This window comes from Rhizobium sp. LCM 4573 (genome assembly GCF_001854865.1).
Classification (GTDB): Bacteria; Pseudomonadota; Alphaproteobacteria; order Rhizobiales; family Rhizobiaceae; genus Neorhizobium.
Genome location: NZ_MDDW01000001.1, coordinates 191,682 through 204,201 on the forward strand (window position 1 = coordinate 191,682; position 12,520 = coordinate 204,201).

General features: G+C 59.7%; 13 protein-coding genes. 8 read left to right on the top strand and 5 right to left on the bottom strand.

Going from position 1 to position 12,520, the window contains the following annotated elements:
• The first annotated feature begins 536 nt into the window (after window positions 1-536).
• Together greA and LCM4573_RS00970 are read left to right on the top strand one after the other, a co-directional pair.
• Window positions 537-1,013: a transcription elongation factor GreA gene (gene greA / locus LCM4573_RS00965; RefSeq protein WP_046795447.1), complete on the top strand. Its 477-nt coding sequence runs from the start codon at window positions 537-539 to the stop codon at window positions 1,011-1,013.
• A gap of 14 nt (window positions 1,014-1,027) precedes the next feature.
• Complete coding sequence (locus LCM4573_RS00970; protein ID WP_071003984.1) at window positions 1,028-2,074, top strand: glycosyltransferase family 4 protein; 1,047 nt, start codon at window positions 1,028-1,030, stop codon at window positions 2,072-2,074.
• Between the two features lie 38 nt (window positions 2,075-2,112).
• Here LCM4573_RS00970 and LCM4573_RS00975 read toward each other — a convergent pair whose 3' ends face one another.
• Window positions 2,113-3,021 (bottom strand): glycosyl transferase, encoded by a 909-nt coding sequence (locus tag LCM4573_RS00975; protein WP_244505202.1) that lies wholly within the window; start codon window positions 3,019-3,021, stop codon window positions 2,113-2,115.
• A 213-nt stretch (window positions 3,022-3,234) separates the two neighbouring features.
• On the opposite strand from LCM4573_RS00975, the gene LCM4573_RS00980 reads away from it, so the two are divergent.
• The gene (locus LCM4573_RS00980) at window positions 3,235-4,266 is read left to right on the top strand and encodes a polysaccharide pyruvyl transferase family protein (RefSeq protein WP_157895476.1); all 1,032 of its coding nucleotides are present in this window, start codon (window positions 3,235-3,237) and stop codon (window positions 4,264-4,266) included.
• Between the two features lie 10 nt (window positions 4,267-4,276).
• On the opposite strand, the gene LCM4573_RS00985 is transcribed toward LCM4573_RS00980, so the two are convergent.
• The 3 genes from LCM4573_RS00985 to LCM4573_RS00995 are packed head-to-tail and all read right to left on the bottom strand — an operon-like array spanning window position 4,277 to window position 6,320.
• Complete coding sequence (locus LCM4573_RS00985; RefSeq protein WP_083347267.1) at window positions 4,277-4,942, bottom strand: glycosyltransferase family 29 protein; 666 nt, start codon at window positions 4,940-4,942, stop codon at window positions 4,277-4,279.
• 31 nt (window positions 4,943-4,973) lie between these two features.
• Window positions 4,974-5,819 carry a hypothetical protein gene (locus LCM4573_RS00990; protein WP_071003986.1) on the bottom strand — a complete coding sequence of 282 codons (846 nt, stop codon included), beginning with the start codon at window positions 5,817-5,819 and terminating at the stop codon, window positions 4,974-4,976.
• A gap of 33 nt (window positions 5,820-5,852) precedes the next feature.
• Complete coding sequence (locus LCM4573_RS00995; protein WP_071003987.1) at window positions 5,853-6,320, bottom strand: Lrp/AsnC family transcriptional regulator; 468 nt, start codon at window positions 6,318-6,320, stop codon at window positions 5,853-5,855.
• A gap of 245 nt (window positions 6,321-6,565) precedes the next feature.
• Between LCM4573_RS00995 and trxB the strand changes: the two genes are divergently transcribed.
• From trxB to LCM4573_RS01020, 4 genes are all read left to right on the top strand, one after another.
• Window positions 6,566-7,540 (top strand): thioredoxin-disulfide reductase, encoded by a 975-nt coding sequence (gene trxB / locus LCM4573_RS01000; protein WP_071003988.1) that lies wholly within the window; start codon window positions 6,566-6,568, stop codon window positions 7,538-7,540.
• Window positions 7,541-7,555: 15 nt separating this feature from the next.
• Complete coding sequence (locus tag LCM4573_RS01005) at window positions 7,556-8,452, top strand: LysR family transcriptional regulator VtlR (RefSeq protein WP_071005089.1); 897 nt, start codon at window positions 7,556-7,558, stop codon at window positions 8,450-8,452.
• Between the two features lie 578 nt (window positions 8,453-9,030).
• A complete protein-coding gene (locus LCM4573_RS01015; RefSeq protein WP_071003990.1) occupies window positions 9,031-9,327 on the top strand; it encodes a helix-turn-helix transcriptional regulator in 297 nt (98 codons plus the stop codon).
• 38 nt (window positions 9,328-9,365) lie between these two features.
• Window positions 9,366-10,487 (top strand): alkene reductase, encoded by a 1,122-nt coding sequence (locus LCM4573_RS01020; RefSeq protein WP_071003991.1) that lies wholly within the window; start codon window positions 9,366-9,368, stop codon window positions 10,485-10,487.
• Here the strand turns inward: LCM4573_RS01020 and LCM4573_RS01025 are convergent.
• Window positions 10,460-11,497, bottom strand: coding sequence for an SDR family oxidoreductase (locus LCM4573_RS01025; RefSeq protein ID WP_071003992.1), 1,038 nt, complete (start codon window positions 11,495-11,497; stop codon window positions 10,460-10,462). The genes LCM4573_RS01020 and LCM4573_RS01025 overlap by 28 nt on opposite strands.
• A gap of 86 nt (window positions 11,498-11,583) precedes the next feature.
• On the opposite strand from LCM4573_RS01025, the gene LCM4573_RS01030 reads away from it, so the two are divergent.
• Window positions 11,584-12,495 carry a LysR family transcriptional regulator gene (locus LCM4573_RS01030; protein WP_071003993.1) on the top strand — a complete coding sequence of 304 codons (912 nt, stop codon included), beginning with the start codon at window positions 11,584-11,586 and terminating at the stop codon, window positions 12,493-12,495.
• Window positions 12,496-12,520: the final 25 nt, after the last annotated feature.

A 12,520-nucleotide genomic window follows, 5' to 3' on the forward strand; every position in this document is an offset into this window, starting at 1 on the left:
GATTGCACGGTGTCTTTCTTAGTCATCGGTCAAGGTTGACACTTTCTTAACGGCCAACTTTCCCGCCTTCCGCATGTCTCGTTTCGGGACATTTTCTATCCTCATGGAGCAGGAAAAATAGAAGCGCCTGTGGAAGCTTGTCTCCCGATACGGTTCGGCCGCTCCGTTTAGGAACGGACCTTGCCTTCATCCGCCGCCTGACCGGCTCGAATCGATACGCGAACTCGAACGGATAAGCGGCTGAATGGACTCGGATATTCTCACTTCCACGGATGCGCCGCCGGACGGGACGTGCGCGGCAGATAGTCTCTCCCTCACCCGCGATGTGCCAGTTTCGAACACCTCAGGAGCGGCATGGTTCCCGATGGGCTTGAAATCTAAGCGGGAGATGCCATCTCGAAATCTCTGGCAATTGCAGTTCATGATCTGCTATAGTCCGGAAAACTGTGATTTGTGGATGGTTCCGAAGTTTCGCTCCGGAACCTGTTTCTTTTTGTGTCCGCGGCAACCGCTGGCATGAGGTAAAGGACGAAGAAATGGTTGATAAGGTACCGATGACGCCGAATGGTTTCACAAAGCTGCAGGAAGAACTGCGGTGGCGTCAGCAGGAGGAGCGTCCGCGCATCATCGAAGCCATCGCGGAGGCGCGCGCTCACGGCGACCTTTCGGAAAATGCCGAGTATCATGCCGCCAAGGAAGCGCAGAGCCACAATGAAGGCCGCGTGGGCGAACTCGAGGATCTGATCGCCCGCGCTGAGGTGATCGATCTCACGAAGATGTCGGGCTCGAAGATCAAGTTCGGCGCAACCGTCAAGCTCGTCGACGAAGACACCGACGAGGAAAAGATCTATCAGATCGTCGGCGATCAGGAAGCCGATGTGAAGGCCGGCCGCATCTCGATTTCGTCTCCTATCTCCCGCGCGATGATCGGCAAGGAAGTGGGCGATTCCATCGAGGTCGTGGCTCCGGGCGGCTCCAAGAGCTATGAAATCCTCTCCGTGAGCTGGGGCTGATTCCGGCTGCCATCTTGCACTCGCTTCGCCATATCACCGTCATCGCGCCCCATTTCAAGCGGCGCCTATCGGGCGTGACGTCTACCGTCGTCCAGCTCGTGCCGGAACAGATCCGGCTCGGCCGCGGCATCGTCACGCTTGGACCCGGCCTGCCCGACGGCTTGCCGAAGATGAAGTGGCGGCAGCTTTTGGCGCTCTGGTCTCCTCCGGAGGGTGCAAGATGGCGCGTCTGGCATGCGCGCCGCAATACGGAGATGCTTCCCGGCATTATCCTGCGCCATGTCTTCCGCATGCCGCTCAAGCTCCTCTTCACGTCGGCCGCGCAGCGCCGCCACACCGGCTATACGCGCTGGCTGATCCGGCACATGGATGCCGTGGTGGCGACGAGCGGCCGCTCCGGCTCCTTCCTCGAAGTTCCCCACACTGTCATCCGGCATGGCGTCGATCTCGACCTTTTCCACCCCGCATCCGGCGAGGAAGATACCATTGCGGCGACGGGCCTGCCGGGAAAATATCTGATCGGCTGCTTCGGACGCGTCCGTCATCAGAAGGGCACCGATCTTTTCGTAAGGTCGATGATCGATCTCCTTCCGGATCATCCGGAGTGGACGGCGGTAGTGAACGGCCGCGTAACGGCCGAGCATCAGGCATTTGCCGACGAACTGAAAAAAGCCGTGGCCGATGCGGGCCTCTCCGAGCGGATACGTTTTCTCGGCGAAGTGGATGATATCAAGCCCTGGTATCGGAAGCTCGCGCTCTATGTAGCGCCTTCCCGCAACGAAGGCTTCGGTCTGACGCCGTTGGAAGCCATGGCCTCCGGCGTTGCGGTTGTCGCGAGCGACGCCGGTGCCTATGCCGAGATGATCGTTCAGGATCACACCGGAGCCATCGTCCCGGCGGGAGATTATCAAGCGCTCCGCGAAGCGATCCGTCACTATCTGGCAAATCCCGAAGAGACGCTGAAGCAGGGCAAGGCCGGATTGGAGCACGTACGGGAGAATTTCGCGCTGACGCGGGAAGCCGAGGCGCTGGAGACGGTTTATAACCGCCTGCTTGCTTAGCCGCAAAGCGGCAGCGGGCTTCTGTTACAGGCCTTCCCTCAAGCCTCGATAGCCGCTCTCGCATATCGGGCATCATAGGCGAGACCACAATCCTGCAAGGCGGACATCCTGGAGAAATTGAGAAGCTCTATCCTCTTCTCGTCGCAAACCTGCTTGGCAAGCTCGACATGGGCCAGGATGCGGGCGCGGGCGCGGGCAATTCCGGATTTGGCCGTCCAGCCGGTCCGCTCGTAAAAACGCGGAGTGCTATCCGCATTGGCGATGTCGATCCCGAAGAAGCCGATCCGCTCGGGCGCGCAATAGACCGCAAATTGAAGGGCGCTGATGGCGACGGAACCGCCTTGGAACACGCCTCGGGACGGATCGTCGGAAAAGCCCGCCACCCGGTCCGCGCTCAGATGCGCGAAATCGAACTCCTTCAGTGTGATACTGCTCCTTCGAGCCTCCCGATACGGCTTGCGGATATCGTCGATCAGGACGATTCTTTTGTCGCCAAGCCATTTGTGATCGATCTCGCATATCGCCCTGAGCACGCCGACGGAGAAGAGGCAGAACATTCCTTTCTCGACCTTCGTTCGCACCAGATCGAAATGGCGCCAGATGAAACGCTCATCCTCGATCGCAATCGCGAGCGGCCTTTCTATCGGGCATCCGATCAGGCTGACCGATCCGTTCAGAAGAATGGCGGTGCCGGAACCGATCGCGGATATATCATTTTCCTTCACCGAAGGACCGGAACCGATGATGAAGATATCCCGGCCGGCTTGCGCCTTCAGCGCCGATGGATGCAGGAGTCGCGCAACCTCTTTTTCGCGGTAGACGACATGCCCCGCTTGGGCCGGATCGACCGGTGTGTCGAGGGCGAGGCCCGGCCACCAGTTCTGGGCATGCGCGTTCGCTCTGCCAAGGAGAACCGTGGCAAGAAACTTTATGGCCGAACGGTGCAAGGGCCGTTCCGATATCCGCACCACGCGCTCGCTCCTGATGTAGTGGCTTGCTCTTTCTCAGACCAAATCACGAGGCTTGAGACAAGAGGATATTGAAGGATCGGCCTTTGCATTGCGATGCGCAGTTCGCAAAAATGCTTGATAGCAGAGCTGTGGCAGACATAAATGCAGGCACTCCAAGTATCCGGCGGCACCAGCCCGGAAAGGCATTCTTTGACTCTCAAGGCAGTTATCCTGAACGACACGCGCGGCGACAATCATTTCGGCTGTCTCCGCGTCATGCGCATCATCGAGGAAAACCTGGCGCGGCGGAACATTCAGATAGTGGCCCGCAGCCTCGTTCGCAATGACTGGGAGAACGACCGGCGGTTCCTTGCCGTCATGTCGGATAGTAACATCATCGTTATCAATGGCGAAGGCACTCTCCATCACGGCGCGGCGCAAGGTGAACGGCTCCTGCGGGTCGTCGATCATCCGGCGCGCGGCGACAAGCCGGTAGTGCTTATCAACACGCTTTATCAGGAAAATCCCACCGCTTGGGGACGATATCTGGAGCGGATCGCACTGATCTCGACGCGCGATTCCTGGAGTGCCGAAGCTGCGTCGGCGCAGGCCGGTCGGCCGGTCGGCTTCGTGCCCGATCTTTCGCTTGCGGAAGGTGCGGTATCCGCTCCTACGACCACRAACCGCAACCTGCTCCTCGTCGGCGACTCGGTTTCACGAGAGGTGAGCCGAACTCTTGCCCACATCGCCTTCTCGCGAGCCGACGCCAGGTTTCTGCCGATTCTGAAGACGCTGAAACCAAGCAAGCCGCATTATCCGCCTCCCCTTCGCATGCTACGGGAAGCCTATATCCATCTGCATGCCGCAGCCTCCGGCATGCGCCACCCCAACATCCTCTTCAGCAAGGACGAGGCCGGCTTCATCGAGGCCCTCCAGCATGCCTACCTGCACGTCACGGGCCGGTTTCACGCCGTATGCTTCTGCCTATTCACCGGAACACCTTTTCTGGCGGTGGATTCGAACTCCTGGAAGATCGGTGCACTCCTCAACGATTTCGGCCTCGGGACTGAAAGGCTGACGACGCCGTCATCGCTTTCCGCCCGCCTCTCGCATCCGGAAGGGGAAAGCTATTCCGACGAGGAGCGGCGGAAGATCGGGATCGGGCTGGAAAAATGCCGGACCGATGCTCGGCTGCTTTTCGACGAGATTGAACGGATCGGCAACCTCTATCGGCGACAATAGCCCGCGCAGGTCAGTTCAGCGAGAATCTTCGATCCTTGGCGACAAGCGCCCTCACGAACCGTTCTTCGGCATCGAAATCGTGAGGCCCCTGCGTTCTATCACGCTCGCCCGATAGCGACTGGCTCTTGAAGAAATCGAAGCCGTAGAGCGCCACCGCGCGACAGCGCGAGCGTGCCAAAAGGTCTATGACCATCAGCCCCGTGGTCGGCCGACCGGGCACCTTGGCATTAAGCGCCTCGTGGCGCGCCTTGGGATAGAGGAAGAAGTTCGGCCATCTGACGATCCAGGCCGGAAGGGCATTGCGTGGCGGCGACATCCATAGGATGTGGCTGGCGCCGCGCTCGGCCATGATTTCTTCCGGCAGTTCGATGCTGGTCGCGATGAATGTCGTCCTCGCCCCGTGCGAGCGGACATCGGGTATCGGTGCGCGATTGCAACGGATGATTATATCGCAGGCATCGATCGCAGCCCCGCAATCCCGTTCCGCGAGGCTCAGCGCATTGCCGACGAGCGCGACCGATTTTCCACGAAGCATTTCGAAGAGATCAGCCTCGGACAGCGCGGACCGATAGCACATGCCGAATTGCCGGCGAAACCAGCCTATCACCCTGGCGGTCTTCTTCTCTGCCTTCTTTCTGAGGAATGGGATAAACCCCTCCCCGTTCATGCTGGTCATCAATGAACGCCTCGCCGTAGGCCTCCAGTTCCTAGCGCAATGCCGATGCGTCCGTCACAAGCGCATAGACAAGCCGGGTGAAGAGCATGTTCTTCGGCCGCAAATACTGCCGGAAATAGGGAATATTCGAAAGGGGCCGCCGGTCCATCGCGTCGCGCTCCTGCTGCGACAACTCGTGAAACGCGTAGGTTCCACGGTTTCGTGGAAGCCATGACCGCTTGATCTTGCCGTTTCGGTACGAAACAGGGAACGGTACATGCATGAGAATCGGGGAAAGCGGGAAAAGCCGCTGATAGCCGAGTTCTGTCAGAACTCTTTTGTTTTCCGATTCGCTGTCCCGGAACTTCCAGTTCATCGCCTTCAAAAGCGAAAGCCGCAGGATGCCGACATCGGCATAGGAACGACGAGCATCGCCTTCCGGGAACCGGTAGGCATTCCAATCCTCCACGATCTCGTACTTGTAGCCCTTCCGCAGGAACCGCGGATCAACCTGCAGAACCTTTTCATCCGCCTCGAACAAGGCTGAATACTGCCGGCAGATATGGTCATCCATGGGACGCACGAACTGCATGTCGTCCTGGATAAGGAAAATGTATTCATATCCCTTGTCAGTGGCCAGATCGCACATGAACTGGACATTGTCGTAGAGATTGCCGTGCTTTTTCCCTGCCTTGTCGCTCTCGGAAACGAATGAGAACTTGAAGGAGCCGGCATGCCTGCGGATAACATCCCTGGTGGCTGYATCCTCGCTCCGGTCGTCGATGATGGCGAGATCGAAGCCGGGGCACATCTTCAGCGTCGAGGTGATGCACCTCTCCAGCGTGGTTCCCATGTTGTAGGAAAAGATCGCCAGAAGCGTGTTCTCGGGTGTAAGCATAGCATCAATCCCGCCAGCTCTGCTGGCCTAGGGTCAAATTTCCACCAAGCCGAGTTGCTTGACCTGACGGATCGTCAGCATGGTGCGAACGGTGTCGACATGCTCGTCCGCGGTCAGCACCTCGATTACGAAATCCTGGAAGATCGTCAGGTTCGCCGCCGCGCAGCGCAAAAGGAAATCGCTGTCGCCATTGACCATCCAGGCTTCCCGCACGATTGGCCATTGCTGCACCTTCGCGCCGAAGCCCTTGAGATCGGCATCGGACTGCCGTTTCAGCCCCACCATGCAGAAAGCCACCAGATCATAGCCGAGCTTGGGGGCGTTCAGCAGTGCATGGTAACCTTCGATGATGCCGGCTTCTTCCAGCTTTCGCACGCGGCGCAGGCAAGGCGGCGCCGATATGCCGACGCGTTCGGCGAGCTCCACATTGGTGATGCGCCCGTCGCGCTGCAATTCCCTTAGAATCTTGATGTCGATGGCGTCGAGATCAGCGCGAAGCACGATTTTTCCCTTCGTTTTTTTCAGGCTTTTAGCGCAAGACGGATTTTAAGCAAGAATATGTCGCCTCCACCGCTGACGTTTCCATGCCAACTGTTCTGTTGTTAACGCAGGGCTGCCCTTGAACAAATGCATGGATCGCACTTAAATGCTGCGTCAAAAGCGGCAGATCGCGATCGACTCCTTATATGAGCAATGTAGGGAGGAGCCATGCCTACGCTTTGATCCGGTCTTCGAAAGGAAATTTCATGTCTGCCCGTCATACCGAGGTTCTGATTATCGGCTCCGGCCCGGCCGGCTATACCGCCGCCATCTATGCGGCGCGCGCCATGCTGAAACCCGTTTTGATCGCCGGAATGGAACAGGGCGGCCAGTTGATGATCACCACCGACGTGGAAAACTATCCAGGCTTCGCCGACCCCATACAGGGTCCCTGGCTTATGGAACAGATGCTGAAGCAGGCAAGCCATGTCGGCGCCGAGATCGTGAACGACCTGGTGACCGAAGTCGAGCTTTCCCGCCGCCCGTTCACCGTGCGCACCGATTCCGGCACGATCTGGACGGCCGAGACGATCATCATCGCCACTGGCGCCAAGGCCAAGTGGCTCGGCATTGAAAGCGAGCAGCATTTCCAGGGATTCGGCGTGTCGGCCTGCGCCACATGCGATGGCTTCTTCTACCGCAACAAGGATGTGATCGTCGTGGGCGGCGGCAACTCCGCCGTCGAGGAAGCGCTCTATCTCTCCAACATCGCGAAGTCGGTTACCGTCGTGCACCGCCGCGACAGCTTCCGCGCGGAGAAGATCCTTCAGGAACGTCTTTTCCAGCGGCCGAATGTCGGCGTGCTGTGGAATACGGAAGTCGCCGAGATCACCGGCAAGCCCGCCAAGCCGCCGATGCCGCCGTCCGTCGAAGGCGTTCGCCTTCGTGATACCGTGACCGGCGCGATTACCGAACGGCCAGTCGACGGTGTCTTCGTGGCGATCGGCCATGCGCCTGCCACGGAACTCTTCAAGGGCAAGCTGAAGACCAAGCCCAACGGCTATCTCTGGACCGCGCCCGATTCGACCGCGACGGACGTTCCCGGCGTCTTCGCCGCCGGCGATGTGACCGACGACACCTTCCGCCAGGCGGTCACCGCCGCGGGCATGGGCTGCATGGCGGCACTGGAGGCCGAGCGCTATCTCGCCGGCATCCAGCCGGTCGCCGTTGCGGCAGAGTAAGGGCCTCGCATGGGTGTGCCACTCGACTGGGACAAATTGCGCATCTTCCACGCGGCGGCGGAAGCCGGGTCGTTCACCCACGCCGCCGATAAGCTGCATCTTTCGCAATCGGCCATCAGCCGGCAGGTGAGCGCGCTCGAGCAGGATGTGGGCGTCAAGCTTTTCCATCGGCACGCCCGGGGCCTCATCCTCACCGAGCAGGGAGAACTGCTTTACCGCACTGCCCATGACGTGCTGCTGAAGCTCGAAACGGTGAAGGCGCAGCTCACTGAAACGACGGAAAAACCCTCCGGCAAGCTCAGGGTCACGACCACCGTCGGCCTCGGCCAGGGCTGGCTGACCGACAAGGTCCAGGAATTCCTGCAGCTCTATCCGGAAATGTCGATCCAGCTCATCCTCGACAACGAGGAGCTGGATGTGAACATGCGCCATGCGGACTGCGCCATCCGGCTTCGCCAGCCGCAGCAGTCCGATCTCATCCAGCGCAAGCTCTTCACCGTGCATATGCACGTTTATGCAGCGCCCTCCTACATCAACCGTTTCGGTGAGCCGCAAACGGTTGAGGACCTGGACAATCACCGCATCCTCACCTTCGGGGAACCGGCGCCCAATTATCTTCTCGACGTCAATTGGCTCGAATATGCCGGACGCTCTTCGGATAATGCGCGCACGCCGCATTTGCAGATCAACAGCCAGACGTCGATCAAGCGCGCCTGCCTGCTCGGCATCGGCATCGCCGTATTGCCGGATTATATCGTCGGCCGCGATCCGGGACTGATCCAGCTTCCGATCAATGCGGACATTCCGTCCTTCGATACGTATTTCTGCTATCCGGATGAAATTAAGAACGCCGCGAAATTGAAGGTCTTTCGCGATTTCATCGTCGCCAAAGCGCGCAATTGGAATTTCTGAGCCTGCTTCGGCCGAAGGCGACTCAAGGCTTCCTTAAAAAACAATAGGTTACGGGAGCATAAAAAGAAGACTATGCCTTCATGGCGGTTTTTTGGCCGAAGGCCTGCGCTTCCCGCATAGCTGTTGTGCACAAAAACATATTGTTCGCTGCACAAAAAAACACCATATCGCACACAGCTGATGCACATGGTGGCTTTCCTCCCAGTTCCACCGCAGCAGCTGTTCCCCTCTGGAGGTTTTTGACCTTCACACCTATAGGGCCCTGGAGCGATCCGGCGGCCCTCTTTTTTTGCTTTGCAAAAATTCGCCCCGAAAACTTCCTGTTCAATATTCCATCCGCACCCCTTGTACACCCGCCTTCGATTACCCATATTGGTTGTAGCTGGCGCCCCTTCTTTGACGACTCCCCGTTGTCCCGCGCCGGCTGTTCCCCTCTGGAGGTTTTGACCTTCACACCTAAGGGCCCCGGAGCGATCCGAGGGCCTATTTTTTTATGCGTCGGCATTTCTCCGCAAATCGATTTCTTTAAATCGTCATTTTCCGATCTACATATCGGAGAAACACGATTTGAGATCACCATGGACAAAACGAAAATCTTGAAAGCGCTCGCCCATCCGGCTCGGGTGGAATTTCTGGAGTGGATGCGCGAACCGGAACGCCATTTTTCCAGTCAGATCCATCCTCTCGAAATGGGCATCTGCGCCAATCAGTTCGAGAAGCGCTGCGGTCTGTCGCAATCAACCGTATCGGCCCATCTGTCCACCCTTGAGAAGGCCAACCTGCTGACGATCTACCGCGTCGGCCAATGGGCATTCTATCGCCGCAACGAGGAGACGATCGCGACCTTTCTCGAGGAGCTTCGCTCCACTCTCTGAAATTCCCCGCCCCCCCGCTCCAAGAAAAGGAAATCCGCATGGCCAATCTCTTCGATCCGATCGATTTCGGCGATATCTCGCTTTCAAACCGCCTCGTCATGGCGCCGCTCACCCGCAACCGGTCCCCGAAGGCAGTCCCCAACGATCTCAACGCCATTTATTACGAGCAGCGCGCCAGCGCCGGCCTCATCGTCACCGAAGGGACGCCCATCAGCCAGCAGGGCCAGGGATATGCCGATGTGCCCGGCCTCTATCTCCCGCAGGCGGTCGAAGGCTGGAAGAAGGTGACCAAGGCCGTTCATGAAAAGGGCGGCAAGATCGTCACCCAACTCTGGCATGTGGGCCGCGTCTCGCACGTCTCGCTGCAACCGAACGGTGCGGCACCCGTGGCGCCCTCCGCCGTTCCGGCGAACAGCAAGACCTATATCATCAATCCGGATGGCAGCGGCGCCTTTGCGGAAACTTCCGCTCCGCGCGCGCTGGAGCGCTGGGAGATCGCCGGCATCATCGAGGACTACCGCAAGGCTGCCCGCGCGGCCGTCGATGCCGGCTTCGATGGCGTCGAACTGCACGCCGCCAACGGCTATCTGCTCGACCAGTTCCTCAAGAACGGCGCAAACCAGCGAACCGACGACTACGGCGGCTCCATCGAAAACCGCAGCCGCTTCTTGCTCGAAGTTGTCGACGCGATTGCAAAGGAAATCGGCAGCGGGCGCACGGGCATTCGCCTCTCACCCGTGACACCCGCAAACAATATCACCGAAACCGAGCCGCAGGCCGTCTTCAACTATGTGGTCGGGCAGCTGGGTGCGCGCGGTCTCTCCTTCATTCACGTGGTAGAGGGAGCCACCGGCGGCGATCGCAATTTCTCCCAGGGCGATAAGCCCTTCGATTATCGGGAATTGAAATCCGTCTACCGCAGGGCCGGCGGCAAGGGCGGCTGGCTGGTCAACAACGGCTACGACCGCGAAAGCGCGATCGAGGCTGTCGAGAGCGGCTATGCCGATGCCGTCGCGTTCGGCAAGCTCTTCCTCGCTAATCCGGATCTGGCGCAGCGCATCAAGGACAATGCGCCCCTCAACGAGCCGGACCGCGCCACCTTCTATGGCGGTGGCGCCAAGGGCTATACGGATTATCCGGCGCTCGAGGCCGTCGCCTGATCTTTTCCGGAAACCGCGCTCGGCAATGCCGGGCGTGGCTCCCATTCGAGACAGCCAAGATCGGCGAGCGTCGCCCGGAGCGCCTCTTCGACCGGCGTTGCAGGCTCCTCGCCCAGGAAGGCGATGAGCTTGCCATTCTCCATCCGCACCGGCTGCCGCCATAGGTAACGCATTTCCGCGAGTTCGCGAAACAGCGGCACGAAGGGACCAGCGGTCCTCACGAGCCACCATGGAAAGCCGCGAACTTTTGGACGACGGCCGATAACGCGACCGATCGCATCGATCATCCCCCTTCCGTCCTGATCCCATAAGCCGCGCATGTGGAAGAAAGCGAAGAGTGGCAGGTCCCCTGCCCGATCGATCAGTCTCAGCATGGTTTCCGCAACGTCCGGAAGATACGCCCACTGGTGGCCCATTCCTGGCCTGCCTGGATAGCTGATTGCCGCAACCGGCTTGCCGGGCTTCACCAGCCCCTGGGCGAACCAGTTGTTTCCCGCCCGTGGACCGAAATAATCGCCGGCGCGCACGATCAGCACCGGCACGCCTTCCTTCGAAGCCGCCCTTAGCCTTCGCTCCATTTCCACGCGAATCCTGCCCTTGCGAGTAACAGGGTTCTGCTGGCTCTCTTCAGTGATGATCGGAAATGCGTCTGGACCGTAATTATAGACGGTTCCCGGCAGCAATATGCGCGCGCCAACAGCATGCGCCGCCGCGATCGTATTGTCGAGCATGGGCAGCACGAGCTTCTCCCAATCCCGATAACCGGGCGGGTTGACGGCATGCACGATGAGGCTTGCGTCCTGGGCCGCGCGGCGAACATCCCTCCCATTCAGGGCATCGCCCTGAATCCAATGGAAGCGGGGTTCACCCTTTGCCGCCGGCGCGGCATTGCGGCTCAGGGCGCGAACGATCCACCCACGGGCGACAAGCCCGCGGGCAACATGGCCTCCGACGCCGCCGGTGGCGCCGAGTACGAGAGCGACAGGTTTGATGTTCGGTTGAATAGTCATGGCGATACCCCTTGCTGGATGGCTGGATTATCGCGCCGACCTGAATTATACGGAATTCGGAGTTTTCTTTTATCATCCATACAAAAATGAATGATTTGAACTGGGATTTCTACCGCACCTTCCTTGCCGTTTTGCGCACCGGCTCCCTTTCGGCAGCCGCCCGCGATCTCGGCCTTACCCAGCCGACGGTAGGCCGGCATATCGACGCGCTCGAACAGGCGGTTGGCTACCAGCTCTTCACCCGCTCACAGCAGGGCTTGCTGCCCACCGAACCTGCACTGGCCCTTCAGCCCTACGCCGAAACGCTCGCGGCGACGACCGCCGCGATGCAAAGGGTGGCGAGCGGAGAATTCGGGGAGGTGAAGGGCACGGTGCGCATCAGCGCCAGCGATGTGATCGGTTGCGAAGTGCTGCCGCCGATCCTTGCCGCCCTGCAGGACAAATATCCGGGGCTTGCGATCGAGCTTTCATTATCCGATGCGGTGGAGGATCTTCTGCGGCGTGAGGCCGATATCGCGGTCCGGATGACCAATCCCGCGCAGGATGCGCTGGTCGCGCGTCATATCGGCCAAATACCGCTCGGTTTCTATGCTCATCGCCGCTACCTGGAACGATATGGAGAGCCGCGGGAACCGGAGGAACTGGCGCATCACCGCCTCATCGGTTTCGATCGCAGGACGGCCTTCATCCGCGCGACCACCGCCCGCATCCGAGCCGACCTTCCGGCCTTTCCCGATCTGGAGAACATTCGCTGGGCTCTCCGCACCGACAGCAACCTCGCCCAGCTTGCCGCCATCCGCTCCGGCGTCGGCATCGGCATCTGCCAGGCAGGCATTGCCAGGCGGGACCCCGAACTCGTTCGCGTCCTGCCGGGTGCTTTCGAACTCTCGCTCGACACCTGGGTCGCCATGCATGAGAACCTGAAAAACGCCCCTCGCTGGCGCGTTACCTTCAATGCCTTGGTAAAGGGGCTTCTGGATTATGTCCGCGCCACTTGACGCGGCTCGACGGCGCCGAGCCACC

Excerpts from the sequence above, each read along its gene's own strand:
- greA (WP_046795447.1), top strand. The coding sequence starts at position 537 with ATGGTTGATAAGGTACCGATGACGCCGAATGGTTTCACAAAGCTGCAG.
- LCM4573_RS00985 (WP_083347267.1), bottom strand. The coding sequence starts at position 4,942 with ATGACCAGCATGAACGGGGAGGGGTTTATCCCATTCCTCAGAAAGAAG.
- trxB (WP_071003988.1), top strand. The coding sequence starts at position 6,566 with ATGTCTGCCCGTCATACCGAGGTTCTGATTATCGGCTCCGGCCCGGCC.
- LCM4573_RS01015 (WP_071003990.1), top strand. The coding sequence starts at position 9,031 with ATGGACAAAACGAAAATCTTGAAAGCGCTCGCCCATCCGGCTCGGGTG.
- LCM4573_RS01020 (WP_071003991.1), top strand. The coding sequence starts at position 9,366 with ATGGCCAATCTCTTCGATCCGATCGATTTCGGCGATATCTCGCTTTCA.
- LCM4573_RS01025 (WP_071003992.1), bottom strand. The coding sequence starts at position 11,497 with ATGACTATTCAACCGAACATCAAACCTGTCGCTCTCGTACTCGGCGCC.
- LCM4573_RS01030 (WP_071003993.1), top strand. The coding sequence starts at position 11,584 with ATGAATGATTTGAACTGGGATTTCTACCGCACCTTCCTTGCCGTTTTG.